Origin of the sequence: Agrococcus sp. SL85 (assembly GCF_026625845.1) — a bacterium.
Taxonomy (GTDB): Bacteria; Actinomycetota; Actinomycetes; order Actinomycetales; family Microbacteriaceae; genus Agrococcus.
The window spans coordinates 1,057,651-1,083,866 of record NZ_CP113066.1 but is presented as its reverse complement, the minus strand read 5'-3'; the positions used below and the strand labels follow the sequence as shown (position 1 = coordinate 1,083,866).

The 26,216-nt window shown below is 75.1% G+C and carries 26 protein-coding genes; 11 read left to right on the top strand and 15 right to left on the bottom strand.

The window, feature by feature from the left end; translation table 11 throughout:
* Positions 1-29: 29 nt before the first annotated feature.
* Genes OVA14_RS05310 through dnaK form a run of 6 tightly spaced genes read right to left on the bottom strand, consistent with a single transcriptional unit; the run spans position 30 to position 5,942 of the window.
* Positions 30-701, bottom strand: coding sequence for a hypothetical protein (locus OVA14_RS05310; protein WP_267505218.1), 672 nt, complete (start codon positions 699-701; stop codon positions 30-32).
* Positions 694-1,995, bottom strand: a complete 1,302-nt coding sequence (locus OVA14_RS05305; RefSeq protein ID WP_267505217.1) for a hypothetical protein — start codon at positions 1,993-1,995, stop codon at positions 694-696. Before OVA14_RS05305 ends, OVA14_RS05310 begins: the two co-directional genes overlap by 8 nt.
* Before the next feature lie 50 nt (positions 1,996-2,045).
* Positions 2,046-2,480 (bottom strand): heat shock protein transcriptional repressor HspR, encoded by a 435-nt coding sequence (locus OVA14_RS05300; protein WP_267505216.1) that lies wholly within the window; start codon positions 2,478-2,480, stop codon positions 2,046-2,048.
* Positions 2,480-3,442 carry a DnaJ C-terminal domain-containing protein gene (locus tag OVA14_RS05295; protein WP_267505215.1) on the bottom strand — a complete coding sequence of 321 codons (963 nt, stop codon included), beginning with the start codon at positions 3,440-3,442 and terminating at the stop codon, positions 2,480-2,482. Before OVA14_RS05295 ends, OVA14_RS05300 begins: the two co-directional genes overlap by 1 nt.
* Positions 3,443-3,459: 17 nt before the next feature.
* Positions 3,460-4,083, bottom strand: a complete 624-nt coding sequence (locus OVA14_RS05290) for a nucleotide exchange factor GrpE (protein ID WP_267505214.1) — start codon at positions 4,081-4,083, stop codon at positions 3,460-3,462.
* Entirely contained in the window at positions 4,080-5,942 is a 1,863-nt protein-coding gene (gene dnaK / locus OVA14_RS05285) for a molecular chaperone DnaK (RefSeq protein WP_267505213.1), read from the bottom strand. Before dnaK ends, OVA14_RS05290 begins: the two co-directional genes overlap by 4 nt.
* 266 nt (positions 5,943-6,208) lie before the next feature.
* On the opposite strand from dnaK, the gene OVA14_RS05280 reads away from it, so the two are divergent.
* Positions 6,209-6,772: an NUDIX domain-containing protein gene (locus tag OVA14_RS05280; protein WP_267505212.1), complete on the top strand. Its 564-nt coding sequence runs from the start codon at positions 6,209-6,211 to the stop codon at positions 6,770-6,772.
* Positions 6,773-6,820: 48 nt separating this feature from the next.
* Positions 6,821-8,278: an MFS transporter gene (locus OVA14_RS05275; RefSeq protein ID WP_267505211.1), complete on the top strand. Its 1,458-nt coding sequence runs from the start codon at positions 6,821-6,823 to the stop codon at positions 8,276-8,278.
* A 92-nt stretch (positions 8,279-8,370) separates the two neighbouring features.
* Here the strand turns inward: OVA14_RS05275 and OVA14_RS05270 are convergent, their stop codons facing one another.
* On the bottom strand, positions 8,371-9,111 hold the full coding sequence (locus OVA14_RS05270) for a hypothetical protein (RefSeq protein ID WP_267505210.1): 741 nt from the start codon (positions 9,109-9,111) through the stop codon (positions 8,371-8,373).
* Positions 9,112-9,470: 359 nt separating this feature from the next.
* Here OVA14_RS05270 and OVA14_RS05265 point away from each other — a divergent pair, with 359 nt between their 5' ends.
* Entirely contained in the window at positions 9,471-9,989 is a 519-nt protein-coding gene (locus OVA14_RS05265) for a 2'-5' RNA ligase family protein (RefSeq protein ID WP_267505209.1), read from the top strand.
* Between the two features lie 314 nt (positions 9,990-10,303).
* Here OVA14_RS05265 and OVA14_RS05260 read toward each other — a convergent pair whose 3' ends face one another.
* The 3 genes from OVA14_RS05260 to dcd are packed head-to-tail and all read right to left on the bottom strand — an operon-like array spanning position 10,304 to position 12,200.
* Positions 10,304-11,218 (bottom strand): hypothetical protein, encoded by a 915-nt coding sequence (locus OVA14_RS05260; RefSeq protein WP_267505208.1) that lies wholly within the window; start codon positions 11,216-11,218, stop codon positions 10,304-10,306.
* Positions 11,215-11,622, bottom strand: coding sequence for a hypothetical protein (locus tag OVA14_RS05255; RefSeq protein WP_267505207.1), 408 nt, complete (start codon positions 11,620-11,622; stop codon positions 11,215-11,217). The genes OVA14_RS05260 and OVA14_RS05255 overlap by 4 nt, the downstream gene beginning before the upstream one ends.
* The gene (dcd, locus tag OVA14_RS05250; RefSeq protein ID WP_267505206.1) at positions 11,619-12,200 is read right to left on the bottom strand and encodes a dCTP deaminase; all 582 of its coding nucleotides are present in this window, start codon (positions 12,198-12,200) and stop codon (positions 11,619-11,621) included. The genes OVA14_RS05255 and dcd overlap by 4 nt, the downstream gene beginning before the upstream one ends.
* A gap of 159 nt (positions 12,201-12,359) precedes the next feature.
* Between dcd and OVA14_RS05245 the strand changes: the two genes are divergently transcribed.
* Positions 12,360-12,776: a hypothetical protein gene (locus OVA14_RS05245; protein WP_267505205.1), complete on the top strand. Its 417-nt coding sequence runs from the start codon at positions 12,360-12,362 to the stop codon at positions 12,774-12,776.
* Between the two features lie 37 nt (positions 12,777-12,813).
* On the opposite strand, the gene OVA14_RS05240 is transcribed toward OVA14_RS05245, so the two are convergent.
* The gene (locus OVA14_RS05240; protein ID WP_267505204.1) at positions 12,814-13,659 is read right to left on the bottom strand and encodes a DUF1206 domain-containing protein; all 846 of its coding nucleotides are present in this window, start codon (positions 13,657-13,659) and stop codon (positions 12,814-12,816) included.
* A gap of 81 nt (positions 13,660-13,740) precedes the next feature.
* Positions 13,741-14,841, bottom strand: a complete 1,101-nt coding sequence (locus OVA14_RS05235) for a carboxylate-amine ligase (RefSeq protein ID WP_267505203.1) — start codon at positions 14,839-14,841, stop codon at positions 13,741-13,743.
* Positions 14,842-14,944: 103 nt separating this feature from the next.
* Between OVA14_RS05235 and OVA14_RS05230 the strand changes: the two genes are divergently transcribed.
* Positions 14,945-15,952, top strand: coding sequence for a Ku protein (locus tag OVA14_RS05230; protein WP_267505202.1), 1,008 nt, complete (start codon positions 14,945-14,947; stop codon positions 15,950-15,952).
* A gap of 1 nt (position 15,953) precedes the next feature.
* A complete protein-coding gene (locus tag OVA14_RS05225; RefSeq protein ID WP_267505201.1) occupies positions 15,954-18,365 on the top strand; it encodes an ATP-dependent DNA ligase in 2,412 nt (803 codons plus the stop codon).
* A 73-nt stretch (positions 18,366-18,438) separates the two neighbouring features.
* On the opposite strand, the gene OVA14_RS05220 is transcribed toward OVA14_RS05225, so the two are convergent.
* Positions 18,439-18,954, bottom strand: a complete 516-nt coding sequence (locus tag OVA14_RS05220) for a DinB family protein (protein WP_267505200.1) — start codon at positions 18,952-18,954, stop codon at positions 18,439-18,441.
* A 128-nt stretch (positions 18,955-19,082) separates the two neighbouring features.
* On the opposite strand from OVA14_RS05220, the gene OVA14_RS05215 reads away from it, so the two are divergent.
* The 5 genes from OVA14_RS05215 to paaZ all read left to right on the top strand — a co-directional run bounded on the left by OVA14_RS05215 (position 19,083) and on the right by paaZ (position 24,516).
* Positions 19,083-19,277, top strand: a complete 195-nt coding sequence (locus OVA14_RS05215; RefSeq protein ID WP_267505199.1) for a hypothetical protein — start codon at positions 19,083-19,085, stop codon at positions 19,275-19,277.
* A 182-nt stretch (positions 19,278-19,459) separates the two neighbouring features.
* Positions 19,460-20,644: a thiolase family protein gene (locus tag OVA14_RS05210; RefSeq protein WP_267505198.1), complete on the top strand. Its 1,185-nt coding sequence runs from the start codon at positions 19,460-19,462 to the stop codon at positions 20,642-20,644.
* A gap of 82 nt (positions 20,645-20,726) precedes the next feature.
* Positions 20,727-21,509: an enoyl-CoA hydratase/isomerase family protein gene (locus OVA14_RS05205; RefSeq protein ID WP_267505197.1), complete on the top strand. Its 783-nt coding sequence runs from the start codon at positions 20,727-20,729 to the stop codon at positions 21,507-21,509.
* On the top strand, positions 21,506-22,405 hold the full coding sequence (locus OVA14_RS05200) for a 3-hydroxyacyl-CoA dehydrogenase family protein (RefSeq protein ID WP_267505196.1): 900 nt from the start codon (positions 21,506-21,508) through the stop codon (positions 22,403-22,405). Before OVA14_RS05205 ends, OVA14_RS05200 begins: the two co-directional genes overlap by 4 nt.
* 50 nt (positions 22,406-22,455) lie before the next feature.
* Positions 22,456-24,516: a phenylacetic acid degradation bifunctional protein PaaZ gene (paaZ, locus tag OVA14_RS05195; protein WP_267505195.1), complete on the top strand. Its 2,061-nt coding sequence runs from the start codon at positions 22,456-22,458 to the stop codon at positions 24,514-24,516.
* Positions 24,517-24,588: 72 nt separating this feature from the next.
* On the opposite strand, the gene OVA14_RS13480 is transcribed toward paaZ, so the two are convergent.
* The gene (locus tag OVA14_RS13480) at positions 24,589-25,194 is read right to left on the bottom strand and encodes a transglycosylase family protein (protein ID WP_324288048.1); all 606 of its coding nucleotides are present in this window, start codon (positions 25,192-25,194) and stop codon (positions 24,589-24,591) included.
* A 361-nt stretch (positions 25,195-25,555) separates the two neighbouring features.
* Entirely contained in the window at positions 25,556-26,170 is a 615-nt protein-coding gene (locus OVA14_RS05180; protein WP_267505194.1) for a TetR/AcrR family transcriptional regulator, read from the bottom strand.
* Positions 26,171-26,216: the final 46 nt, after the last annotated feature.

Genomic DNA, 26,216 nt, shown 5'->3' with positions numbered 1-26,216 from the left:
GATCCTCCCCCAGCGGGCCGCCGGGCGCACTATGCGCTCGGCGGCCCGCCCACGTGCAGATCCGGCGCCGCGAGGCGCGCCTGCCGACGCGCGATCGCCGCCCAGGTGCGCGGGCCCGCGAGCCAGCCGATGAGCGCGGAGCTGAGGACCGACAGCGCGATCCAGAGCGCTGCGACGAGCCAGCCCGCGAGCGCGCCGCCGAGCAGCACGAGCAGGCCCAGCAGCCAGCTCGAGGCGGTCGTTAGCACCGCCTGCAGGCCGGTGCCGAGCGCCGCGCCCCGCACCGTCACGCCCACGGGGTCCGGCACCCCGCCCGCCGCGAGCCGGCGCGCGCTCAGCCAGCAGCCGAGGGCCCCCGCCGCCACCGCGAGCAGCACGAGCACGAGCACGATCGGCACCAGCCAGGACGCGTCGAGTCCCTGCACCCACCGCGCCACCGGCATGGTCCAGGCCTCGTCGTCGAAGAGGTCGATGATCGCCCACCGCAGCGCCGCGACGACGAGCGATGCGGCGAGGAGGCCGGAGCCGACCGCGGCACCCGCGGAGACGAGCGCGAGCCCGACGCCGCCGGCGCGGGCGGCCGCGGCGCGCTGCGCGGGCGTGAGCGGATCGGGGCGGCGCGCGCGCCGCGAGCCCGGGCGCCGGGGCGCGGCCGGCCCGCCGGGCGCCGCCGGGCGAGCCCCGGCGACCGGCTCAGGCATCGGCCCAGCGATCGCGGCCGCGCCCCAGCTCCGCCTCGTCGTGGGCGCGCGCCGCGGCCTCCGCCGCAGCATCCTCCGCGGCCGGATCGATCCGCGGCCGCGAGGTCGAGAGGAACAGCCAGCCGAAGAGCAGGCCCACGAGCCCCGTGAGCACGACCGCTCCCGCCAGCTCGACGAACAGCACCGCCCAGAGCGACCCGGTCGAGAACGAGGCGTCGCTGCTCGCGAGCAGCACGAACGCGCCGGCGACGAGCGCTCCCGGCCAGAGCACCGTGCCGAGGAGCCCCGTGGCGGCCGTCGTGCACAGCCACGCGAGCCACGTGGAGCGGTGCGGTGCGGCCAGGCCCGCCTGCCGCTGCCAGAGCGCCTGCACGAGCCAGCCGAGGGCGAGGACGGCGCCCGTCGATGCGAGCACGACGAGCGCCGTCGCCCACAGCCGCTCGGGCGTCGACCAGAGCGCGACGACCGACGAGAAGGCGTCGCCCTCGATGTCGGCGGCGCTCGTGCCATCGGCCTCCAGGACGAGCGCGAACAGGCCCACGACGAGGCTCGCCGCGATGAGCAGGTGCACCGCGAGCGCCATGATCGTCTGGCCCGCCCACGATCCGAGGATCGCGGCCGCGCGCTGCCGCCCGGACCATCGGATGCGCGGCAGCGGCGGGACCTGCAGCACGAGCTGCTGCGGCTGCTGCGGCCAGGCGCCTGGCGGCGCCCAGGCCGCCTGCTGCCACGGCTGCCCGGGCGGCGGCGCCCACGCCTGCGCGGCGGGCGGCGGCCACGCCTGCGCGGCCGGCGACGGGGCGTGCTGCGGCCACCCCGGCTGCTGGGTCCACGCCTGCAGAGCCGGGGACGGGGCGTGCTGGGGCCACACCTGCGGGGCCTGCGACTGCTGCTGCGGCCACCCCGGCTGCTGCGCGGCGGGCTGCCACGCGGGCTGCTGCCACGCGACCGGCACGAAGCGCTGCGGCATCGCATCCGCCACCGCGGGCGCGAGCCCGGGCGGCAGCGTCGCGGTCGGCGCCGTGCCCGCATGGGCCATCCCGGCCGCCGGGTTGCCGACGGCCCCGGGCGGCGGCTGCTGCCACCACGGCGTCGCGCGGCGGCGCTGCTCGGCGCGCGCGGCGGCGCGCTGCTCGAGCGCGGTGTCGGGCACGAGGCGGTCCTCCGACGCCGGGCCCTCGGCCCGTCGCGCCCGCGGAGCCCGACCGGCCGCCGCCGCGCGCGCCGCGGCGTCGGACGGCACCGGGGTGTCGGCGCCGGGCGGCGGCGGGGCGCCGGTGTCGGAGTCGTGCACGCCCGGAACCTACGCGAGCGCGCTGAGCGCGGGCCGCACGGGAGGTCGCGTCAGTCGCGCCGCTGCGGGCGCCAGATCACGAGCTGGTTGGCCTTCGCCGGGCGCGCGCCCGAGCGGATCGTCGTGATGCCCGCCTGGCCCGCCGCGAACACGCGGCGGCCCTGCTGCTGCATCACCGCATCCGCCAGCGCGCCCTCGAGCTCGCGCACCCGGGCGCGGAGCTCCCGGTTCTCGTCGCTCATCTCGAGGATGCGGCGGATGCCCTCGAGCGAGACGCCCTCGCCCGAGAGCAGCTGCACCTGCTGGAGCCGCCCGATGTCGCGCATCGAGTAGCGGCGCGTGTTGCCAGCCGTGCGGCTGGGCTGCACGAGCCCCAGCCGGTCGTACTGCCGCAGGGTCTGGGCGTGGAGGCCCGCGAGCTCGGCGGCCGCCGCGATCGAGAAGATCGGAGAGGTCTCGTCGAAGCCCTCGGGCACTCCGCGCATCAGGACGCCTTCGCCTTCGCGAGCAGCTCGGCGCGCGGCGACTCGTCGGGGCTCGCCGCGGCGAACGCCTCGAGCGCCTCGCGCTGCGCCTTCGTGAGGTGGCTGGGCACCGCCACCTGGATGGTCGCGAGCAGGTCGCCCGTGCCCTGCTTCGCGGTCACGCCGCGGCCCTTCACGCGCAGCACGCGGCCCGAGGGCGTGCCGGGCGCGACCTTCAGCCGCACGGGGCTGCCGCCGAGCGTCGGCACCTCGATGGTCCCGCCGAGCGCGGCCTCCGCGAAGGTGACGGGCACGTCGACCCGCAGGTGCAGGCCGTCCATCGTGAACACCGGGTGCGGGCGCACCGAGACCGTGAGGATGAGGTCGCCGCTCTCGCCGCCGGTGATCGACGGGTCGCCCTTGCCGGCCAGCTTGATGCGCTGGCCGTCGTGGACGCCCGCGGGCACCTTGACCGTCATCGTGCGGCCGCCGACCGTGAGCTTGAGCGTGTCGCCCTGCACCGCCGACTGGAAGTCGAGCGCCGCGCGCGCCGTGACGTCGCGGCCGCGCTGCGGGCGCCGCTGCTGGCCGAATCCGCCGAAGCCCCCGCCGCCGCCGAACATCCCGCCCAGCAGGTCCTCGAAGGAGTCGCCCTGCGAGTACTGCACGCGCGGACCGGCCCCGCCGAAGCCGCCGAAGACGTCCTCGAAGCCGCCGGAGCCGCCGGGCGCGAACCGCGGACGGCCGCCGGCCATCGCGCGGACCGCGTCGTACTCCTGGCGCTGCTTCGGGTCCGAGAGCACCGAGTGCGCCTCGGAGATCTCCTTGAAGCGGGCCTCGGCCTTCGCGTCGCCCGGGTTGGAGTCCGGGTGGAACTGCCGCGCGAGCTTGCGGTACTGCTTCTTCAGGTCGGCAGCGGAGACGTCCTTCGCCACGCCGAGGACGGCGTAGAAGTCCTTGTCGAACCAGTCGTTGCTGGCCATCCGCTCCCCTCCTCAGCTCACTCGGCGGGCACGAACACCGCGACCTTGGCGACGCGGATCACGCGGTCGCCGACGCGATAGCCCACCTGCACGACGTCGGCGACGACCATCTCGGCCACCTCCGGGTTCGGCAGCTGCGCGACGGCCTCGTGCTTGTCGATGTCGAACGCCTCGCCGGCCTCGCCCACGCGCGCGACGCCCAGCTGGGCGAACGAGCCGCGCAGCTTCTGCGCGACGATCGCGAGCGGGCCCTCGGCCAGGTCGCCGTGCTTCTCGGCGAGGTCGAGGTCGTCGAGCGCGGGCAGGAGCGCCGCGATGACGGAGGCCGTGGTGGCCTCCTTGTCGGCGGCACGCTCGCGCTCCATGCGGTTGCGGTAGTTGACGTACTCGGCGCGCAGGCGCTGCAGCTCGTCGAGGTGCTGCGCGGCCTTCGCCTCGAGCGCCTCGCGCTCGGCGGCGAGGGCCCCGGCCTCCTGGTCGAGCAGCGCCTGGTCCTCGGCGCTCAGGTCGGCGGCGTCGCCCTCGGGGGCGGCGGGCGCCGCCCCCTGGGGCTGCGCCCCGGAGCCGGCCTCGACCGGCTCCTGGGGCTGCTGCTCGTCGGGCTCGCGGGCGTCGTCGGGACGGGCGTCGTCGTGCGTCACTGCTTCTTCTCGTCCTCGTCGTCCACGACCTCGGCGTCGACGACGTCGTCGTCCTGCGAGGCGTCGGCCTGCGGCTGCTCGCCGGCGCCGTCCTCGGCCGGCTGCTCCGCCTGCGCCTGCGCGTAGATCGCCTCGCCGAGCTTGCCCTGCGACTGCTGGAGCTTCTCGACGGAGGTCTTCACGGCCTCGTCGTCGTCGCCCGCGAGCGCCGACTTCACGGCGTCGACGTCGGCCTGGACCTCCGTCTTGACGTCCTCCGGCAGCTGCTCGGCGTTGTCGACGAGCACCTTCTCGACCGAGTAGACGAGCGTCTCGCCCGTGTTGCGCAGCTCCGCGGCCTCGCGGCGGGCGTGGTCGGCCGCCGCGTTGTCCTCGGCGTCCTTCACCATGCGGTCGATGTCCTCCTTCGAGAGGCTCGAGCCGCCCGTGATCGTCATCGACTGCTCCTTGCCGGTGCCCTTGTCCTTGGCGGACACGTGCACGATGCCGTTCGCGTCGATGTCGAAGGTGACCTCGATCTGCGGGATGCCGCGCGGCGCCGGCGCGATGCCGGTGAGCTCGAAGGTGCCGAGCGCCTTGTTGTCGCGCGTGAAGTCGCGCTCGCCCTGGAAGACCTGGATGGCGACGGAGGGCTGGTTGTCCTCGGCCGTCGTGAAGGTCTCGGAGCGCTTCGTCGGGATCGCGGTGTTGCGGTCGATGAGCTTCGTCATCATGCCGCCCTTGGTCTCGATGCCGAGCGAGAGCGGCGTGACGTCGATGAGCAGGACGTCCTTGCGCTCGCCCTTGAGGACGCCGGCCTGCAGGGCGGCGCCGACGGCGACGACCTCGTCCGGGTTCACGCCCTTGTTCGGCTCCTTGCCCGCGAGCTGCTTCACGAGCTCGGTGACGGCGGGCATGCGGGTCGAGCCGCCGACGAGCACGACGTGCGCGATCTCGGAGACCGTGATGCCGGCCTCGCGGATGACGTCCTCGAAGGGCTTGCGGGTGCGCTCGAGGAGGTCCTTCGTCAGGTTCTCGAACTGCGCGCGGGTCAGCGTCTCCTCGAGGTTGGCGGGGCCGGCCTCGGTGAGCGAGAAGTAGGGCAGCTGGATGCTCGTCGACGACGAGGACGAGAGCTCCTTCTTGGCCTGCTCCGCGGCCTCCTTGAGGCGGCGCATCGCGATCTTGTCGTTCGAGACGTCGACGCCCGTCTGGTCCTTGAAGCGGCCCTTCAGCCACTCGACGACGCGCTCGTCCCAGTCGTCGCCGCCGAGGCGGTTGTCGCCCGCGGTCGAGCGCACCTGGATGGTCGAGAAGTCGTCGTCCTTGCCCACCTCGAGGAGCGAGACGTCGAAGGTGCCGCCGCCGAGGTCGAAGACGAGGATGAGCTCGTCCTCCTTGCCCTTGTCGAGGCCGTAGGCGAGCGCGGCCGCGGTGGGCTCGTTGATGATGCGCAGCACGTTGAGGCCGGAGATCTCGCCGGCCTCCTTCGTCGCCTGGCGCTCGGCGTCGTTGAAGTAGGCGGGCACGGTGATGACCGCGTCGGTGACGGGCTCGCCCAGGTAGGTCTCGGCGTCGCGCTTGAGCTTGCCGAGGATGCGCGCCGAGATCTCCTGCGGCGTCAGCTGCTTGCCGTCGATCTCCTGCTTCCAGGAGGTGCCCATGTGGCGCTTCACGGAGGCGATGGTGCGGTCGACGTTCGTGACGGCCTGGCGCTTGGCCGGCTCGCCGACGAGGGTCTCGCCGTCCTTGACGAAGGCGACGACCGAGGGGGTCGTGCGGAAGCCCTCCGCGTTGGCGATGACGGTGGGCTCGCCGCCGTCGAGGAACGCGACGACGGAGTTGGTGGTGCCGAGGTCGATGCCGACTGCTCGTGCCATGGTGTGGTCCTCCTCTGCGCGGGATGCGCTGCGGTGTGCCTGGTTCCGGTGGAGGAATCCACCGACGTCCCCCCAGATCGGCGGTGGACTCGTCCCCCGGAACCCCGGCTCGCGGCCTGGCGCCCGGTCGGGCGCTCGACTTGAGTCGCGATGGCTCAACTTTCTCACCTTGAGTCGAGGGGAGTCAAGTTCTGGGGCTGTGCATCCGCCCTGAGCCGCGCGCCCGGTCGCGGGCCGCCGATGCGCCGCGCGCCTAGTCTCGGGGCATGGCCTGGCCCGTCACCGACTCCCGCATCGCCTTCGAGAACCCGTGGATCCGCATCCGCGAGGACCGCGTCGTGCGGCCCGACGGCGAGCCGGGGCTCTACGGCGTGCTCGAGCTGCGCGACGCCGTCTTCGTCGTCGCAGTCGACGAGGAGGAGCGGATCGTGCTCGTCGACGTCGATCGCCACACCACCGGGCGCTCGCTCGAGGTGCCCGCGGGCGGCGGCGACGACGAGGAGCCGCTCGTCGCCGCGCGCCGCGAGCTGCTCGAGGAGACCGGGCTGGAGGCCGCCTCCTGGGAGCCGATCGGCAGCATGCAGGCGCTCAACGGGGTGGCGCGGGCCGCCGAGCACGTCTTCCTCGCGCGCGGCCTCCGCGAGGCGGCGGGCGCCGAGGCATCGCAGCGCGAGGAGGGCATCGCGGCCGTGCGGCGCGTGCCGATCCCCGAGGTGCTCGCGATGGTGGCGGACGGCCGCATCCACGACGGCGAGACCGTCGCGGCGCTGCTCTACGCGCTGCTGCGGCTCGGGCGCGTCGCGGGCGGGCCCGAGACCGCGCTCGACTAGCCGCGCCGCGGCACCGGGCGTCCGCCTCGCGGGCATACGCTTCGCACCATGAGCGCCTCCGAGCCGCGCAGCGCCGCCGGCCGCCCCGACCCCGACGAGCTCGTCCAGCCCTCGCAGGCGGGCGTCGCGCCCGTCGCGCGCCGCGAGCTGCGCCGCCGCGCGACCGCGTGGGCGCTGTGGGACTGGGGCTCCGCGTCGTTCAACGCCGTGGTGACGACCTTCGTCTTCTCGCGCTACATCGCCTCCGACCTCTTCGTCGACCCGGCGATCGTCGCGGCCGCGGGCGAGGACGGCTCCCCCGAGCTCACGCTCGCGCTCGCCGAGAACGCCTCGATCGTCGCGTGGGCGGTCGCGATCGCGGGCCTGCTCGTGGCGCTCCTCGCGCCCGTCATCGGCCAGCGCTCCGACGGCGGCGGCCGGCGCAAGCTGTGGGTGGCGGCGAACACGGGCGTGACGATCGTCGCGATGGTCGGCATGTGGTTCGTCGCGCCCGTGCCCGAGTACATCTGGCTGGGGGCGGCGCTCCTCGCGGCCGGCAACCTGTTCTTCGAGTTCGCCTCCGTCAACTACAACGCGATGCTGCACCAGGTGTCGACGAAGGCGTCGCTCGGCCGCACCTCGGGCTTCGGCTGGGGCATGGGCTACGTGGGCGGCATCGTGCTGCTGGGCGTGCTGCTCGTGGTCTTCATCGGGGCCGGCGAGGGCGGCGGCCTGCTGCAGCTGCCGAGCGGCCGCGACGGCGGCGCGCTCGACATCCGCTTCGCCGTGCTCGCCTCGGCCGCGTGGTTCCTCGTCTTCGCGATCCCGCTGCTGCTGCGGGTGCCCGAGCTGCCGCCCACCGGCGCCGCGCCGCCGCGCGTGGGCGTCCTCGAGTCGTACCGCATCCTCTTCCGCACCATCGGCCGCATCGGCCGGCAGGCGCCGCGGACGCTGCTGTTCCTCGTGGCCTCCGCGGTCTTCCGCGACGGCCTCTCGGGCGTGTTCACCTTCGGCGCGATCATCGCCTCGTCGGTGTTCGGCTTCTCGTCGTCGGAGGTCATCCTGTTCGCGATCGCCGCGAACGTCGCCGCGGGCGTCGGCACCTTCGTGGGCGGCTGGGCCGACGACCGCTTCGGTCCGAAGGCCGTCATCGTCGTCTCGCTCGTGGCGCTCGTGCTCGCCGGCACCGCGGTGCTCTTCGTCGACGGCAAGGGGATGTTCTGGGTCTTCGGCCTCACGCTGTCGACCTTCGTAGGCCCCGTGCAGTCGGCCTCGCGCTCGTTCATGGCGCGCATCACCCCGGAGGGCCGCGAGGGCGAGATGTTCGGCCTCTACGCCACGACGGGCCGCGCGGTGTCGTTCCTCGCGCCCGCGCTCTTCGCCGCGTTCGTCTCGCTCGCGGGCGACACCCGCTTCGGCATCCTCGGCATCGTGCTCGTGCTGCTCGTGGGCCTGCTGCTTCTCCTCCCCGTGCACCCGCGCCCCACCCTCATCGACGCCCCCGCGACGAACTCCCCGACCCCCTGACCCCTCCCTCCCGCACATGTGCAGAGGACTGTCGTTCTGAGGCACTCATGACGACGAATCCATGCACATGTGCGGCAGGAGACCCAGCGGGGTCACGCTCGCCGCGCGATGGCCGCGGTGAGGCGGCGAATGAGCGGCGTGGCCGCGCCGGTGACGTCGACGCTCGTGGCGCGCACGACGATCCAGTCGACCTCCTCGAAGTCGGCGTAGCGCTGGAGGTCCGAGACCCATCGGCGGCGCTCGCGGTGCCCGTCGCCCTCGAACTCGACGGCGATGCGGAGGGACGTGAACCCCAGATCCGGTCGACGCTCGCGTCCGTCCGCCAGCCGGACGACGGGATGGATCTCCGGCTCCGGCAGCCCGGCCCGCACGATCGCCCGCCGCGTGATGCTCTCCCAGCGCGAGTCGACGCCGCACCGCGCATCCGCCAGCGCGCGCCGCAGCGCGGGCACCCCGTTGTGGCCTCTGCAGCGGGCCAGGAAGGACTCCAGCGAGCCCCGGTCGGCGTGCGGCCGTGACGGGAGTCGGAGGTCCGGGTAGCGATCGGAGCCCGTGAGCAGCGCATCGACGACGTGCACGAGCGGCTCGTGCGGCATCCAGCGCGCGAGCGTCAGCGTCGTGGCTGCGGGCCCGAGGATCCGCAGGCCGTCGAGCGCGCCGACCTCGAGCAGATCCGGGGCGTAGGCGATGTGCCGCGTCCCGCGGGCGCTGCCGCGGGTCGCGCCATGTGGTCGCGCGATGACCAGCCGCTCGGCCGCGTGCCACGGATCCGGCAGCGGCAGTCCCCAGAGCCGCGCGGCCGTGACCCCGCCGAAGGCATGGCCGGGATCCATGCGGGCCGCGTAGGCGGTCGCCAGGTCTCGCACCGAGCCGACTGCCGGCGCTCGGACGCCCGCGAAGGGCTGCTCGAGGTCGCGGGTCCGCAGCCGTCGCGCGGTCATGCCCGAGGCACGTCCCTCACCGACCGAGAACGCGCGGTCTCGGAGCTTCGCAGGGATCTCCCCAGGAGTGCGCATGCCGCATCGTGCCTCCGCACCACACCCCGTGGCCACAGCCGACGCACGGCCTGTGGACGACTCCGACCGCGCGCTCCCCTCTCCGCGAGCCGCCCATGTGCAGCGATTCGTCGTTTCGGGGCGCTCAGAACGACGAGTCTCTGCACATGTGCGGGTAGGGGCGGGAGAGTGTGGGGGTGGAACGGGTGCGGATGGTCAGCGTCGAGCTCGTGCTCGACGACGGCGCGGAGGCCGCCGTGCGCGGCGAGTGGGCGGCGCTCGCCGGCGCGCAGCTCTCGAGCATGGGCGCGAGCGGCTCGGCCAGCAACCGGCCGCACGTCACGCTGCTCGCGCGGCCGGAGGTGCCCGTGGATGCGCTGGCGACCGCGAGGCTCGACGACGCGCTGCCGCTGCCGCTGCTGCTCGGACCGCCGATGCTCTTCGGCGCGGGCGACCGTCGGGTGCTCGTGCGCGCGATCGCGCCGAGCGGGGCGCTGCTCGCGCTGCAGGCGCGCGTGCGGCAGGCGGCCGGCGCGCACGACGACGCCGACGCATTCCTGCCCGGCCGCTGGATGCCCCACCTGACGCTCGCGCGGCGGCTGCGCGTGGACGACCTCCCGTCGGCCCTCGCCCTGCTCGGCGGGCCGATCGAGGCGACCGCGACCGGCATCCGGCACTGGGCGCCCGAGACGGCGACGGTCACGCGGCTGGCCTGACCCGGGTCGCCCCGCTCGCGCCCACCCGTCCGCCCTCCCGGCCGCGCCCTCCGTCCGCCCCCCCACCCGTCCGCCCCCACCGGTGCCACGCCCACCCGGGATCGAGTGGCGACGATCGGCTGGGTGTGGCGCCGAATGACGACCGATCGGCGCCACTCGATGGAGAACGGCGCCAATGGGTGCAGAGCGGCGCCGATGGGTGCAGCACGCCGCCGATGCGTACGGGGCGGCCGCCGCCCGTGCGGAGGGGCCTCGGGACGGCTGCGCCTGCGGCGCGGCCGCGTCGACCAGCGGATGGGCCGTCGGCAGACCCGTCAGGCGATGCGGGTCGCGGGGGTCGCGCGCACCGCCTCCAGGCGGTCGTCGGCCAGGATGCGACCCACGAGCCGCGCGGAGCCCGCGACGATCGTCGAGTCGACATCGAGGTCGGTCGCGACCATCCACGCGGGCGCCCCCTGGGGCTCCGTCGGCCAGAGGATGTTCGGCGTCCGGCCGTCGCCCGGCATCTGCTCGCCCTGCGGTGCCGGCCAGCCGAGCCCGGCGAGCTCGACCCAGGCCGGATCGACGAGCGCCCGCAGCCGCGCGCGCAGCAGCACGTGCCCGCGGCCCCAGCCCTCGCGCGGCAGCCCGAGGACGGCGCCGTCGCGCATGGCGGCGCGCACCTCGGGGTCGATCCGCTCGGCCATCGCGAGGCGCATCCGCTGCGTCAGGGCCTCGGCCCGCGCGGCGATCTCGGCGCGGGAGCGATGCTCGTCGCCCTCCTCCCAGGAGAAGTGCGCGACGCTCCGCGGGTCGAGCCCGCGCCCCTCCCACACGCCCGCGAGCACCTCGGCGTCGCCCTGCTCGTCGAGCACCGTCTCGAGGATCGCGGTGAGCAGGTCGAGCGGCGGCTCGCCGCTCTCGGGCGGGCTCACGAGCGAGCCGTCGTCGAGCCGCAGCTGCTCGTCGCCGAAGGTGTCGGCCCAGGGCCCCTCGCGCGGCTCGCGCTCGAGCAGCTCGCCCGAGCGAGCCCAGCGCAGCGGGTGCCACTCGCCCCAGCGCGGCTCATCCGGCCAGCGGGGGTCCGGCCCCTCCGGATGCGGCGCCGCGATCGACGCCGGATGCAGCACCCGCGCATACGCCTCGAAGGCGTCGGGCACGACGGCCGCCACCGTGCCGTCCTCGGCGAGCGCGTCCTGGATCCAGCGGCCGACCTCGACGTCGCGCTCGACGCGCAGCGGCCCGCTCACCGGGGCGCCTCGCCGGTCGCGCGCGGGACCGCGACCACCTGCACGTCGTCCTCGTACACGATGCGGCCCGGGTCGTCGGAGACGGCGCGCTCCCAGGGCACCCCGTGCGCATCGAGGAGCGCGAGGTAGCCGTCGACGCGCTCGAGCAGGTGGGAGGCATCGGCCTTGAACCACGCGACCGCGCCAGGGTGGCGGTCCCGGTCGTACGGGCCGTCCTCGTCGGCGCTCGGCGCCGCGTAGGCCGCGTCGTACCAGTCGTTCGCCGCGCGCCACCAGCGCCGCTGCGCCGCGTCGAGCCTGTCGTCGTGCGCGAGCCCGTTCGCGAGCGCGAAGACCCCCACCTGCACCCCGCGCGCGTTCGCCGCCGTCGAGCGGAAGCGCACGTACGCGGGCGCGGCGCTCATCCCTCGATCCGCGTCCGGTGGAAGGAGAGGTGCGAGCGGCTCGCCGTCGGCCCGCGCTGCCCCTGGTAGCGGTTGAGGTTCGAGCCCTGGCCGTAGGGCGCCTCGGCGGGGCTCGAGAGCTGGAAGCAGCACACCTGCCCGATCTTCATGCCGGGCCACAGCTTGATCGGCAGCGTCGAGACGTTCGAGAGCTCGAGGGTCACGTGGCCCGTGAAGCCGGGGTCGATGAAGCCCGCGGTCGAGTGCGTGAGGAGGCCGAGGCGGCCGAGCGACGACTTGCCCTCGAGGCGCGCGGCGACGTCGTCGGGCAGGGTGATCCGCTCGTAGGTGGCCCCGAGCACGAACTCGCCCGGGTGCAGGATGAACGCCTCGTCGGGGCCGACCTCGACGAGCCGCGTGAGGTCGGGCTGGTCCTCGGCCGGGTCGATGAACGGGTACTTGTGGTTGTCGAAGAGGCGGAAGCCGCGGTCGAGCCGCACGTCGACGCTCGAGGGCTGCACCATGGCCGGGTCGAAGGGATCGAGGCCCAGGTCGCCCGCGGCGATGCGGGCTCGGATGTCGCGGTCGCTCAGCAGCACCCGCCGAGCGTACCGCCCGTGCGCCGCGCCACCTGGGGCGCGCCTCCACCCGTCGCCGCGGCCGCACGACGGGATGCGCGCAGGCGCGAGCGGCGCCGGCGCGAGATCCGCAGGGCGCGTCGAGCGCGGGAGGAGGACGATGGAGGCGGGAGGTGCGCGATGCATCGAGGTCGACGGCTCGAGGACTGGGTCGAGCTCGCCGCCGCCGCGGTCGCGAAGGCGCGCGGCTCGCTCGGCGACGACGAGGTCGCGCGCCGCATCGAGGCGACCGTCTCGGCGGAGGACCGCGAGACGGTCGTGCGGGTGCTGCGAGCCCTGGGCCGCGACCTGCAGGCGCACAGGGCCGAGGGCGCCGACCTGACGTCGCTCGACGCGCGCCTGCGCGGCGCGCACGACGCGCCGCACGTGCCGGCTGCCCCCGGCGACGAGCCGGAGCCCTCGCCCGAGCCCACGCTCGACGAGCTGCCCGCCGAGCAGGTGCGCGACGCGACGCGGCCCGCCGACCTCGCCCGCCAGCTCGCCCGCCTGCGGAACCCGATCCTCCCCCACCCGCGCCGGAAGCCCGGCGCGCACTAGGCGGAGGCCCGGCCGCCTCGCGGGCCGGGGCGGCCGCTCAGCGCGGCCAGGCCGCCCGGGCGAAGCAGTACGCGCCGTAGACGACGAGGCCCAGCGCGATCGCCACGAGCAGGATCTGGCCGAACGGCACGGTCGTGAGCGACTGCAGCGCGCCGTCGAGGCCGCCCGCCTGCTCGGGGTCGTGCGTGACGGCCGCGACCACGAAGAGCACGCCGACGATCGCGATCGCGATGCCCTTGGCGATGTAGCCGGCCATGCCGGTGGTCTCGGTCGCCTGCCGGAACCGGGCGGGCGGCGCGACGTCCTTCAGGAACTTCTTCTTCGCGCCGCGCACGACGAAGTAGGCGCCGACGCCTGCGACCACGAGCCCGAGCGCGCCGATGAGCACGAGCCCGAACGGCGCGGCCATGAGCTGGCCGGAGAGCGTCTCGGTCTGCTGCTCGCCGTCGCTGCTGCCGCCGAGCGCCGTCGTGAGGCCCGTCACGCCCACGGCGCCGTAGCCCACCGCGCGGCCCACCGACTTCAGGGCCTCCTTGCCGTCGAGCTGCGACTGCGCGATCGCGGTGACGATCGCGTGCAGCGCGAGGCCGAGCATCGCGATCGCCACGAACCAGATGGCGACGCCGCCGAGCGGCTGCTGCTGCAGCGTGCGCATCGCCCCCGACTGGTCGGCGCTGCCGGAGCCGCCGAAGGCGACGCCGAGCGCGATCGCCCCGATGATGAAGTGCACGATGCCGTTGGCGGCCATCCCGACCCCCTGCACCCAGCGCGCGGCGGGGTGCGACTCCGCGTCGCCCGCGATGTCCTGGGCCACGTCGGCGGCGCGCGAGGCCGCCCGCTTCGCGTCGGAGGCCGCGTCGCGCGCCCGATCTGCGTTCGTCATGGAGCACACCGTACGCTCGCGCGGCTGAGGGCGGGCGCTCCGCGTCGGCGGGGGCCCGGGACGACGAGGGCTGCGCCCGCGCTAGGCCACGAAGCCGTCGCGCAGCGCGGTCGCGAGCGCCGGGACGCCCCGCGCGAACGCCGCCCGCTGCCGCTCGGCGCCCGTGCCCTCGCGGCGCACGAGCGCGAGCCAGCGCTCGACCCGCGCGAGGTCGCCGGAGGCCGCGAGCGCCGGCCGTGCGCCGTCGACCATCGCCTCGACGACCGTCCACGCCGCCGCTGGCTCCCCCGTGCCCGGGTGCAGCAGCCGCTCGCCCATGCCGTGCTTCGCGGCGTGCCACACGGCGGCGTCGATGAGCTCCGGAGCCGATGCGGCCGCGGCGTGGGGCAGCTCGTCCGCCGCCGCGACCTCGACGAGCGCGCGCACGAGCAGCGCGACCGCCACCGACTCCTCGGCCGTCGGCTGCGCGTCGCACACCCGCACCTCCACCGTCGGGTAGCGCTCGCACAGCCGCAGCGACCACCACAGCGATGCGGCGTCGGTCGTCGTGCCGAGGCCGATGAGCGCGGCAGCGCGGCGGTCGTAGTCGGCGGCGTCGACGAAGGCCGGGGGCACGCCGGAGATCGTGAGCCGCCGCGCGATGCCCGTGCGCCAGCTCGCGAAGCCCGTGTCCGCGCCGCCCGCGATCGGGGCGTTGGCCGTCACGGCGAGCAGCGGCGCGAGCCAGGGCCGCAGCGCCGTCATCACCCGCACGCCCTCGTCGCGCGAGGCGATGCCGACGTGCACGTGGAGGCCCTGCATGCGGTGCTCGGCGAGCAGCGCGCCCATCGTGCCCTCGAAGCCCGCGTAGCGCTCGCCGTCGCGCACGCGGGTGGCGCCGACGCCCGGCGGCGAGCCGACGCTCGCGGCGAGCACCCCGCGCGACTCCGCCGCGACGGCGAGGGCCGCGCGGAAGCCGCGCAGCGCCGCGCTCGCGGTCGCCGCGTCGACGAGCACGGGCGAGGCGTACTCGAGCTGCGCGAGCAGCAGCTCGCGCTCCACGCCCTCCGTGCCGGGCGGCAGCGCGTCGAGCACGGCATCGGCGACGTCGACGGGCGCGAGCGTCACGGGATCGAGGAGGACCACCTCCTCCTCGATGCCGAACGTCCGCACCCGAGCGCGCGCGGGCGCCGTCATCGTCATGCGAGGAGCGTCCCGCACGCTCCCTGGGCGTCCCTCGCATCCGGCTGGGGATCTGCCCCACCGGGCCCTGCTGGCGTCCAGCCGACCGGGGGACAGTGGAGGCATGCGAGCGATCTGGAAGGGCTCGATCACGTTCGGGCTCGTCAACGTGCCGGTGAGGCTGTACTCGGCCACGGAGGAGCACGACCTGTCGCTGCACCAGGTGCACGACGCCGACGGCGGGCGCATCCGGTACGAGCGCCGATGCGAGGTGTGCGGGCGCAAGGTGGCCTACGAGCACATCGACAAGGCGTTCGACGACGGCGAGCAGACCGTCGTGCTCACCGAGGACGACCTCTCGGCCCTGCCCGCCGAGCACAGCCGCGAGATCGACGTGGTGGAGTTCGTGCCCACCGAGCAGGTCGACCCGATCCTCTTCGACAGGAGCTACTACCTCGAGCCCGACTCGAGGAGCGGCAAGGCCTACGTGCTGCTGCGGCGGGTGCTCGAGGAGACCGACCGGACCGCGATCGTGCGGCTCTCGCTGCGGCAGCGCACGCGCCTGGGCGCGATGCGCGTGCAGGGCGACGTGCTCATGATCCAGACGCTGCGCTGGGCCGACGAGATCCGCGAAGCGTCCTTCGAGTCGCTCGAGGGCGGGAGCCCGCGCATCTCGGCGCGCGAGATGGAGCTCGCGCGCTCGGTGGTCGAGGACCTCGAGGGCGACTTCGACCCGGCCGCCTACGAGGACGACTACCAGGTGCAGCTGCGCACGCTCGTCGAGGCGAAGCTCGACGAGGGCGAGGCGCTCGACACCGCGGCGACCTTCGGGGAGTCGGAGGACGACGAGGGCGGCGAGGTCATCGACCTCATGGAGGCGCTGCAGCGCTCGGTGGATCGGAGGCGCGGGGCGTCGGGTGCATCGGGGAAGGGCTCGGGGGCGAAGAAGACGGCGGCGAAGAAGACGGCGGCCAAGAAGACGGCGGCGAAGAAGCCATCGGCGAAGAAGACGGCGGCCAAGAAGACGGCGGCGAAGAAGGCGTCCGCGAAGAAGGCGTCGGCGACGAAGGCGTCGGCGAGGTCCACCTCCACGAGGTCGACCTCCACCAAGAAGCCCGAGCAGGCCTCCTGACGTGGCCGCGGCCGAGCAGCTCGAGGTCGGCGGCCGCACCGTGCGGCTCTCGAACCCGGCCAAGGTGCTCTACCCGTCCACCGGCACGACGAAGCGCGAGGTCGTCGACTACTACCTCGAGGTCGCCGACGCGCTCCTCCCCCACGTCGCCGGGCGCCCCGTCACCCGCAAGCGCTGGGTCGACGGCGTCGGCACGGCGCGGAAGCCCGGCCAGGTCTTCTTCCAGAAGCAGGTGGAGCGCGGCGCCCCAGACTGGCTGCGGACCGTCGAGATCCAGCACACCGAGGGCGCGAAGGCCTACCCGCTCGCCTCGGAGCCCGCGGCGCTCGCGTGGATGGCGAACCTCGCGGCGCTCGAGCTGCACGTGCCGCAGTGGCGGGCCGATGCGGGCCACGGCGCGAGCGTCGACTCCGAGCGGCAGCATCCCGATCGCCTCGTGCTCGACCTCGACCCCGGCGAGGGCGCCGACCTCGACGACTGCGCCTGGCTCGCGCTCGAGGTGCGCGAGCTGCTCGAGGAGATCGGGCTGCAGCCGGTGCCGCTCACGAGCGGCTCCAAGGGCATCCACGTCTACGCGCGGCTCGACGGCTCGCTCACCTCGCGCCAGGTGAGCGACGTGGCGAAGCAGCTCGCGCGCTCGCTGGCCGAGCTGCACCCGGACCGCGTCGTGAGCGAGATGGCGAAGGCGAAGCGGCGCGGCAGGGTGATGGTCGACTGGAGCCAGAACTCGGCGGCCAAGACGACGGTCGCTCCGTACTCGCTGCGCGGCCGCGTGCGGCCGACGGTCGCGGCGCCCCGCACCTGGGAGGAGATCGAGCGCGGCGGCCTCGAGCAGCTCGAGATGGCCGACGTGCTGCGGCGCCTCGAGCGCGACGGCGACCTCATCGCCGCGCTCGACCCTCCGCCCGATCGCCTCGCGCGATACCGCTCGATGCGCTCCGCCGAGCGCACGCCGGAGCCCGTGCCGGAGGCGCCCTCCCGCGACCGCGGGCAGCGCACCTTCGTCATCCAGGAGCACCGGGCGCGCGCGAAGCACCACGACGTGCGGCTCGAGCACGACGGCGTGCTCGTCTCGTGGGCCGTGCCCAAGGGGCCGCCCACCACCCCCGAGCAGAACCGGCTCGCGGTGCAGACCGAGGATCACCCGGTCGAGTACGGCGAGTTCGAGGGCACGATCCCGAAGGGCGAGTACGGCGCCGGCACGGTGCGGATCTGGGATGCGGGCACGTACGAGCTCGAGCGGTGGCACGACGACGAGGTGATCGCGGTGCTGCACGGGCGCGAGGGCGGCGGGCTGGGCGGCGAGCCGTACCGCTGCGCGCTCATCCGCACCGACGCCGACAAGCGGCAGTGGCTCCTGCACCGCATGCAGGAGCAGGCGGCCGGCGGCGGGGTGCGGGCATCGCGGAGACGGCCGAAGCCGTCGCCGCGCGCGAAGCCGAGGCCGGCCTCCGGCGGCCGCCGCGCCTACTCGCGCGAGCTGCGGCCCATGCTCGCGAGCGCCGCGGAGCCTCGCGACCTCGACGACGAGCGCGAGTGGTCGTTCGAGGTGAAGTGGGACGGCTGGCGCGCGATCGTGGAGGTCGACGGCGGCGACGTGCGGCTCACGAGCCGGTCGGGCACGGACCTGACGCCGCTGTTCCCGGAGCTGCCTGCTGCGCTCGCCGAGGCGGTGACCGCCGACCGCGCGGTGCTCGACGGCGAGATCGTCGTGCTGGGCCGCCAGGGCGCCTCCGACTTCGCGGCGCTGCAGGCGCGCGCGGGGCTGACCGCGCGGGAGGCGCGGCGAGCGGCCGAGCGGACGCCCGTGACGCTGCTGCTCTTCGACGCGCTCGAGGTCGACGGCGAGCGGCTGCTCGCCGAGCGCCTCGCCGACCGGCAGGGGCGGCTCGACGCGATCGTCGAGGAGTCGCGGCGCGTGCGGCTCTCGACGCCGCTGCGCGGCTCGCTCGCGCACATCCTGGAGGTGACGCGCGAGCGAGGGCTCGAGGGCGTCGTGGCCAAGCGCGACGACAGCCGCTACCGGCCCGGCGCGCGCTCGCACGACTGGCTGAAGCTCAAGCACCAGCGCATGGCAGAGGTCGCCGTCGTCGGCTGGCTGGAGGGCAAGGGGGCGCTCGCGGGCACGGTCGGCTCGCTCGTGCTCGCTCGGCCCGAGGGCCGGCGGCTGCGCTACGTGGGCCGCGTGGGCACGGGCTTCTCGGCCGCCGAGCGGGAGCGGCTGCGCACCACGCTGCGGCCGAGGCGCACGGCGCCCCGGATCGACGGCGTGCCGGCGGACGTCGCGGGCCGCGTGCGCTGGGTGCGCGCGGTCGTGGGCGAGGTCGAGCACGCGGAGGAGACCGCCTCCGGCGCGCTCCGCCACCCGGTCTGGCGCGCCCTCCGCCCCGAGAAGTCGCTCCGCGACCTCTGACCTCGCGTCTCGACGTCTGGGCGCGCACCTCGAGCCCTGCAGCGGGGTCGGGATGCGCGCAGCGACGTTGAGATCAGGCGACGTCGTGCACGTGGTGCTCGAGGTCGTGCAGCGCGTAGACGAGCAGCGTCTCGACCGTGAAGACGGAGCCGTTGGAGCGGCGGCCGGGGCGCTGCAGCGCATCGGCGGACACCGCATCCGCCGCCTCGGCGAACGCCGCGGCCGCGAGGTCGAGCTCGACCGCGACGCGCTCGGGCTGCTGGCCCGCGTAGTCGTCGTCGATCGCCGCCCGGTCCTGGTCCCAGTCCGCGAACTCCGGATCGTCGTGCTCGAGCATCTGCTGCAGGCGCACGAGCATCACGCGGCACACGTCGCGCACGTGCGCGCCGTACTCGAGCGGCGACCAGGTCGCATCGTCGGGTCGCGTCGTCGCGCCCTCGCCGTGGAGGCGGCGGTGGATCGCGGCGGCGGCCGCGCGGCTGCGCGCGCCGACCTCCGCCACGTCGACCGCCGCGGGGTCGAAGCCGCACTCGGGGCACCGCTCGCGCAGCACCCAGGTCCAGTCCTTCGTGTCGGGCTCGATGGGCATGGGGCGAGCATCCCACGCCCCGCGGCGGCGCGCGGATCATCCGAGCGGATGACGCCGCGGCGACTCCGGGCGGACGCGGCGGTCGGGGCCGGGTTCCTAGCGTCGTGAGGGAAGGAAGGAAGCCCCTCATGCTCATGCTCGACCTGCTCGAGACCGTCGCCCTCACCTCGCTCGCCGCGCTCGCGATCGCGGCCGGCACCGTCGCCGTGCTGGGCGCCGCGGTGCTGGGCCTCGTCGCGCTCGCCGGCTCGCTCGCCGCCCGCCGCGCGGGCCGCACCGAGCGCCGCGCGACCACCGCGCTGCGCCCCGCCACCGCCTCCTGACCGAACGCTCGACCGGTCCTGTGGTCGGCGGACGCGAGAGTCCCGCCTGCCGACCACAGCACCGGTCGAGGATGCACCGGGCGCGTGTTGCGAGGGGCTCCGGCCGCGACTACAGTTTTCCTGAACGATCGGTCACTAATTCGCGGCCGAGCGCGACAGCAGACGACGGAGTCAGGAGTCCCATGGCCGAGGCCTACCTCGTCGGCGGCGTCCGCACCCCCGTGGGCCGCTACGGCGGCGCCCTCGCCGGCGTGCGGCCCGACGACCTCGCCGCGCTCGTCGTGCGCGAGGCCGTCGCGCGCTCCGGCGCCCCCACCGACCGCATCGACGAGGTGCTGCTCGGCGCCGCGAACCAGGCCGGCGAGGACAACCGCAACGTCGCCCGCATGGCTGCGCTCCTCGCGGGCCTGCCCGACCATGTGCCCGGCATGACGCTCAACCGCCTCTGCGCCTCCGGCATGTCGGCCGTCACCACCGCCTCTCAGGCGATCCGCGCCGGCGACGCCGACCTGCTCGTCGCAGGCGGCGTCGAGTCGATGACGCGCGCGCCCTGGGTGCAGGCGAAGCCCGAGCGGGCGTGGGCGAAGCCCGGCGAGGCCTACGACACCTCGATCGGCTGGCGCTTCCCCAACCCGCGCCTGGTCGCGCGCGACAAGGCCACCCTCTCGATGCCGGAGACGGCCGAAGAGGTCGCGCGCCTCGACCGCATCAGCCGCGAAGACGCCGACGCCTTCGCGCTCGAGAGCCACCGCCGCGCCCTCGATGCGATCGACGCCGGGCGCTTCGCCGCCGAGATCGTGGGCGTCGAGACCCGCGCAGGGCTCGTCGACACCGACGAGGGCCCGCGCCGCGGCACGACGATGGAGGCCCTCGCGGGCCTCCGCCCGGTGGTGACCGGTGGATCCGTGGTCACCGCGGGCAACGCCTCGAGCCTCAACGACGGCGCCTCCGCGATCCTCGTCGCGAGCGAGGCGGCGGTCGCCGAGCACGGGCTCGCGCCGCGCGCCCGCATCGTCGCGCACGCCGCCGCCGGCCTCGCGCCCGAGGTCATGGGCCTCGGCCCCGTGCCCGCCACGGAGGCGGCGCTGCGGCGGGCCGGGCTCACGATCGACGACATCGGCTCGGTCGAGCTCAACGAGGCCTTCGCCTCCCAGTCGCTCGCGTGCATCCGCCGTCTCGGGCTCGACCCCGCGCGCGTCAACGCCGACGGCGGCGCGATCGCGCTCGGCCACCCGCTCGGCTCCTCGGGATCGCGCCTCATCGTCACGCTGCTCGGCCGCATGGAGCGCGAGGGCAGCCGCTACGGCCTCGCCACCATGTGCGTCGGCGTCGGCCAGGGCACCGCGATCATCCTGGAGCGCGTGTGAGCCGCCTCGACGTCTCCACGCGCACGCCGGCGCTCCTGCGGGCTCGGGATGCGCGCCCAGACGTCGAGATCGGAGGGGCGCGATGAGCGAGACGCTGCGCATCGAGGAGCGCGGCAGCCACGTGCTCGCCACCCTCGACCGGCCCGAGAAGCGCAACGCGATCGACCAGGAGCTCGTGGATGCGCTGCACCGCCTCTGCGCGCGCCTCGAGGTCGAGCGGCGCACGCTCATCCTCACGGGCGCGGGCGGCTCGTTCGCGGCGGGCGCCGACATCGCGCAGCTCCGCGAGCGCCGCGCGGCCGACGCGCTCGCGGGCATCAACACCCGATGCTTCGAGCGCATCCGCGCCCTGCCGATGCCCGTCATCGCCGTGCTCGACGGCTACGCGCTCGGCGGCGGCGCCGAGCTCGCCTACGCCGCCGACCTCCGCATCGGCACGCCCACGCTGCAGATCGGCAACCCCGAGACGGGCCTCGGCATCATCGCCGCCGCGGGCGCCACGTGGCGCCTGCCCGAGATCGTCGGCGACGCGATGGCCGCCGAGATCCTGCTCACCGGCCGCATCCTCGGCGCCGACGAGGCGCTCGCCGCCGGCCTCGTCTCGGCGGTGCTCGAGCCGGAGGCCGCGCTCGAGCGAGCGGTCGAGCTCGCCGAGCGCATCGCGCGGCTCGACCCCGCCGCCACGCAGGCGACGAAGCGGATGCTGCGCGCGCCGCGCGCCGCGCACCCGGAGGTCGACCTCGCCGAGCAGGCCGTGCTCTTCGAGAGCCCCGAGAAGGAGCGGCGGATGACCGCGTTCCTCGAGCGGCGAAGCCGCTCGGCCGGAGACGCCGAGCGACGAGCCACGCGGGAGGCCCAGGCATGACCGGGACGAGCTTCACCAGCAACGCCCCCGACACCGACGCCGAGGTGGGCGCGGGCGCGCCCGAGCGCGTGGGCGTGCTCGGCGGCGGGCGCATGGGCGCCGGCATCGCGCACGCCTTCGTGCTCGCCGGCAGCCAGGTCGTCGTCGTCGAGCGCGACGAGGCGGCCGCCGCGGGCGCCGCCGACCGCGTGCGCGAGAGCCTCGCGAAGAGCGTCGAGCGCGGCTGGGGCGAGCCGCTCGACGAGCTCGAGGGGCGCCTGACGACCGCGATCGACGTCGCCGCGTTCGCCGGCTGCGGCCTCGTCATCGAGGCGGTGCCCGAGGACGAGGCGCTGAAGGCCGAGGCCCTCGCCCGCGTCGAGGCGGTGCTGCCGGTCGGCGCCGCCCTCGCGAGCAACACCTCCTCCATCTCCATCACCCGCCTCGCGGCCGGCCTCCAGCGCCCGGGCCGGTTCGTGGGCCTCCACTTCTTTAACCCGGTGCCGGCCTCCGGCCTCGTCGAGATCGTGCTGGGCGAGGAGACCGCGGGCGAGCTCGCGAACGCCGCGCGCGCGTGGGTGGAGGCGATCGGCAAGGTGCCCGTCACCGTGCACGACGCCCCCGGCTTCGCCTCCTCGAGGCTCGGCGTCGCGATCGGCCTCGAGGCCATCCGCATGGTCGAGGAGGGCGTCGCGAGCCCCGGCGACATCGACGCCGCCATGGAGCTCGGCTACAAGCACCCCATGGGACCGCTGCGCCTCACCGACGTGGTCGGCCTCGACGTGCGCCTCGGCATCGCCGAGCAGCTCGAGCGCGACCTCGGCCCCCGCTTCGCCCCGCCCGCGCTGCTGCGGCAGATGGTGGCGGAGGGCCGCCTCGGCCGGAAGAGCGGCCGCGGCTTCTACGACTGGGAGTGACGCGCTCCGCGCCTCCGACCGACACCGACCGCACACCGAGAGGGACGACGATGACCCGCACCCTGCCCAGCTACGTCCAGGACGCCTGGTGGGAGCCCGCCGAGGGCGCCCGCACCGCCGAGGTGCGCGACGCGAGCACCGGCGAGCCCGTCGCGCTCGTCTCGACCGAGGGCCTCGACGTCGCGGCCGCGCTCGAGCACGCCCGCCAGGTCGGCCACCACAGCCTCGCGCCGCTCACCTTCCACCAGCGCGCGATCCTCCTGAAGCGCATGGCGCTCGCGCTCACCGAGCGCAAGGGCGAGCTGTACGAGCGCTCGAGCCGCACGGGCGCCACGAAGGCCGACTCGTGGGTCGACATCGACGGCGGCATCGGCGTGCTCTTCGCCTACTCGAGCCGCGGCCGCCGCGAGATGCCGCAGTCGACCGTCTACCTCGACGGCCCCGTCGAGCCGCTCTCGAAGGACGGCTCGTTCCTCGGCCGCCACATCGCCACGACCCTCCCCGGCGTCGCGGTGCAGATCAACGCCTTCAACTTCCCCGTCTGGGGCTCGCTCGAGAAGCTCGCGCCCGCGTTCCTCGCCGGCATGCCCACGCTCATCAAGCCCGCGACGCCCACGGGCTACGTCGCCGAGCACATGGTGCGCATCCTGGTGGAGTCGGGCCTCCTGCCCGCAGGCTCGGTGCAGCTGGTCTCGGGCTCGGCGCGCGAGCTGCTCGACCACCTGCGCCTCGGCGACACCGTTGGCTTCACGGGCTCCGCCTCCACGGCCGACGGGCTCCGCACGCACGCGGCCGTGCAGGAGCGCGGCGTGCGCTTCACGGCCGAGACCGACTCGATCAACGCCTCGGTGCTGGGCCCGGATGCGGTGGAGGGCACCCCCGAGTTCGACGCCTACGTGCGCGGCCTCGTGGCCGAAATGACCGCGAAGGCCGGCCAGAAGTGCACCGCCATCCGCCGCGCGATCGTGCCGAGCGGCATGTCGGATGCGGTGGCAGCGGCCGTGCGCGAGCGCATCGCCGCGAAGGTCGTCGTGGGCGACCCGCGCGCCGAGGGCGTGACGATGGGGCCGCTCGCGTCGGTCGAGCAGCGCGACGAGGTGCTGCGGCAGGTGGGCCGCCTCACCGACGGCGGCGCCGAGGTGCTCGTGGGCGGCGGCGGCGCGACCGACGTGCTGCTCGCCGACGGCTCGCGCGGCGCGGCCGAGAGCGGCGCCTTCGTCGCGCCGACGCTGCTGCGCTTCGCCGACCCGGAGGCGGAGGCCCTGCACTCGATCGAGGCGTTCGGCCCGGTCTCGTCGCTCGTCGAGTACGGCTCGGCCGAGCAGGCCGCAGAGCTCGTGGGGCGCGGCGGCGGCTCGCTCGTGACCTCGGTCGCGAGCCACGACGCCGCGTTCGTCGCCGACCTCACGCGCCGCATCGCGCCGCACAACGGCCGCATCCTGCTGCTCGACCGCGACGACGCGCGCGCCTCCACCGGCCACGGCTCGCCGCTGCCGATGCTCGTGCACGGCGGCCCCGGCCGCGCGGGCGGCGGCGAGGAGCTGGGCGGCATCCGCTCGGTGCTGCACCACATGCAGCGCACGGCCATCCAGGGCAGCCCCGCGATGCTCACGGCCGTCACGGGCGTCTGGCACCCGGGCGCACCCGCGTCGTCGGAGGGCGAGCACCCGTTCCGCAAGTCGCTCGCCGAGCTGCGGATCGGCGATCAGGTGGTCTCGGCGCCGCGCGAGGTGACACTGGAGGACATCGAGCACTTCGCGCGCTTCACGGGCGATGAGTTCTACGCGCACATGGACGAGGAGGCCGCCGCCGCGAACCCGTTCTTCCCGGGCCGCGTGGCGCACGGCTACCTGCTCGTGTCGTTCGCGGCGGGGCTCTTCGTCGAGCCCGCGCCGGGTCCGGTGCTGGCGAACACGGGCCTCGAGGGGCTGAGGTTCATGACGCCGGTGTCGCCCGGCGACAGCATCCGCGTGACGCTGACGGCCAAGCAGATCACGCCGCGCGAGACCGAGGACTACGGCGAGGTGCGGTGGGATGCGGTGCTCGAGAACCAGCGCGACGAGGTCGTCGCGAGGTACGACGTGCTGACCCACGTCGCGAAGACCCGCTGAGCCGAGCGCTCGCCTCGCAGCACGGACGGCCCGCCCCTGACAGGGGCGGGCCGTCCGTGCTGCGGCGTGCGATCAGTCCTGCGGCAGGTACAGCTGCTCGCCCGCGAGGATGAGGTCGGGGTCGCTGATCGTGTCCTGGTTCACGGCGAAGAGGCCGAGCCACTGCGACTCGATGTCCTCGCGCTCGGCGATCGACGAGAGCGTGTCGCCGGGCTCGATCGTGATGGTCTCGTCCGAGCGCTCGACGTCCGGCAGCTCGTACGACGCGCCGGCGGCGACGGCCTCCTGCGAGGGCACGTCCTGCGGCTGCTGCTGCGCCTCTGCGGGCGCCTGCTGCGCGGGCGCCTCCTGCGCGGGTGCCGGCGTCGCCTGGCGCGGCTCGGCCGAGCCGCTCGCGCCGATCTGCACCGAGCAGCTGGGCCATGCGCCCCAGCCCTGCCCGGCCAGCACGTTCTCGGCGACGCGGATCTGCTCGGCGCGCGAGGCGTCGGCCGGGTTGCCCGAGCCGCCGTAGGCCTGCCAGGTCGAGAGCGAGAACTGCAGGCCGCCGTAGTAGCCGTTGCCCGTGTTCGCCGCCCAGTTGCCGCTCGACTCGCACTGCGCGAGCCTGGTCCCAGGTGGCGTCGCTCGCGGCGTTCGCCGCCGGGGCGACCATGAGGCCGGCCGCGACGGCCGCACCGGAGGCGGCGACGGCGATGCCGGCGCGCACGCGGCGCTTCGGGCGGGGCGAGGTGGTGGGGTTCTGCATGTGCACTCCGCGGCCCCACCTCGTCGGCTGCGCCGCGTCCGCCCGGCCGGATCTGTCGATTCCGTGGCGCGGCGGGCTCTCGGGGCGGATGCGGTGGCGGCCCGTCGCGGTTGCAAGCCGACGACGATACACGAAGATCACGATTGGGTAACGATCTTGCGGACCGCGCAGGATCGTGCGATCGCGCCCCCCGCGCCGCGGCGCGCGCTCGATCGGCCGGAGCGGGGCGGCGGGCGCACAGTGCGCCCGGGGTCGCGCTCTGCCCGATCGAGCGCGGCGCGACGGCCCCGCTCAGCGCGCGGTGAGCCCCGCGTCGACGTAGGCGAGCACGGCGTCCGCGAGCGCCTCGGGCGAGGTGCGGCCGTCGGGCCGGTACCACTCGACGAGCGAGTTCACCATGCCGAAGGTCAGCCGCTCCGCGAGCCGCGGGTCGACCTCCGGCCGCAGCGTGCCCTCGTCGCGCGCGCGCTCGAAGAGCGCCCGCAGGCGCGCATCGATCGCGCGCCGCCGCGCGAGCGCCGCGCGCTCTACCTCCGTGTTGCCGCGCAGGCGCAGCAGCAGCGTCACCGACGGCAGCTCGGCGGTGAGCACGAGCACGGCGCCGCGCAGCACGTGGCGGATGCGCGCATCCGCCGGCCCTGCGGTCGCCTCGGGCTCGTCGAAGACCGCCTCGAGCCCGTCGAGCGCCTGCGCGAGCGCGACCTCGAGCATCTGCTCCTTGGAGTCGAAGTGGTGGTAGATCGCCGAGCGCGAGAGGCCGAGGCGCTCCGAGAGCATGCCGAGGCTCGTCGCCTCGTAGCCGTGGTCGTTGAACGCCTGCACCACGACCGCGAGCAAGCGGTCGCGGTCGTAGCCGGGGCGGCCGCGGCGGGCGGCGGCGCTGCCGGTGGCGGCGTCGGTGGTCATCGGCTCCATCCTGTCAGCGAGGGCCTCGTGACGCGTGCCGCCTGCG

Coding starts and splice junctions, on each gene's coding strand:
- OVA14_RS05215 (WP_267505199.1), top strand. CDS start 19,083: ATGCTCATGCTCGACCTGCTCGAGACCGTCGCCCTCACCTCGCTCGCC.
- OVA14_RS05235 (WP_267505203.1), bottom strand. CDS start 14,841: ATGACGATGACGGCGCCCGCGCGCGCTCGGGTGCGGACGTTCGGCATC.
- OVA14_RS05275 (WP_267505211.1), top strand. CDS start 6,821: ATGAGCGCCTCCGAGCCGCGCAGCGCCGCCGGCCGCCCCGACCCCGAC.
- OVA14_RS05255 (WP_267505207.1), bottom strand. CDS start 11,622: ATGAGCGCCGCGCCCGCGTACGTGCGCTTCCGCTCGACGGCGGCGAAC.
- OVA14_RS05295 (WP_267505215.1), bottom strand. CDS start 3,442: ATGGCCAGCAACGACTGGTTCGACAAGGACTTCTACGCCGTCCTCGGC.
- OVA14_RS05310 (WP_267505218.1), bottom strand. CDS start 701: ATGCCTGAGCCGGTCGCCGGGGCTCGCCCGGCGGCGCCCGGCGGGCCG.
- OVA14_RS05200 (WP_267505196.1), top strand. CDS start 21,506: ATGACCGGGACGAGCTTCACCAGCAACGCCCCCGACACCGACGCCGAG.
- OVA14_RS05220 (WP_267505200.1), bottom strand. CDS start 18,954: ATGCCCATCGAGCCCGACACGAAGGACTGGACCTGGGTGCTGCGCGAG.
- OVA14_RS05245 (WP_267505205.1), top strand. CDS start 12,360: ATGCATCGAGGTCGACGGCTCGAGGACTGGGTCGAGCTCGCCGCCGCC.
- OVA14_RS05180 (WP_267505194.1), bottom strand. CDS start 26,170: ATGACCACCGACGCCGCCACCGGCAGCGCCGCCGCCCGCCGCGGCCGC.
- OVA14_RS05210 (WP_267505198.1), top strand. CDS start 19,460: ATGGCCGAGGCCTACCTCGTCGGCGGCGTCCGCACCCCCGTGGGCCGC.
- paaZ (WP_267505195.1), top strand. CDS start 22,456: ATGACCCGCACCCTGCCCAGCTACGTCCAGGACGCCTGGTGGGAGCCC.
- OVA14_RS05300 (WP_267505216.1), bottom strand. CDS start 2,480: ATGCGCGGAGTGCCCGAGGGCTTCGACGAGACCTCTCCGATCTTCTCG.
- OVA14_RS05230 (WP_267505202.1), top strand. CDS start 14,945: ATGCGAGCGATCTGGAAGGGCTCGATCACGTTCGGGCTCGTCAACGTG.
- OVA14_RS05270 (WP_267505210.1), bottom strand. CDS start 9,111: ATGGATCCCGGCCATGCCTTCGGCGGGGTCACGGCCGCGCGGCTCTGG.
- OVA14_RS05240 (WP_267505204.1), bottom strand. CDS start 13,659: ATGACGAACGCAGATCGGGCGCGCGACGCGGCCTCCGACGCGAAGCGG.
- dnaK (WP_267505213.1), bottom strand. CDS start 5,942: ATGGCACGAGCAGTCGGCATCGACCTCGGCACCACCAACTCCGTCGTC.
- OVA14_RS05280 (WP_267505212.1), top strand. CDS start 6,209: ATGGCCTGGCCCGTCACCGACTCCCGCATCGCCTTCGAGAACCCGTGG.
- OVA14_RS05205 (WP_267505197.1), top strand. CDS start 20,727: ATGAGCGAGACGCTGCGCATCGAGGAGCGCGGCAGCCACGTGCTCGCC.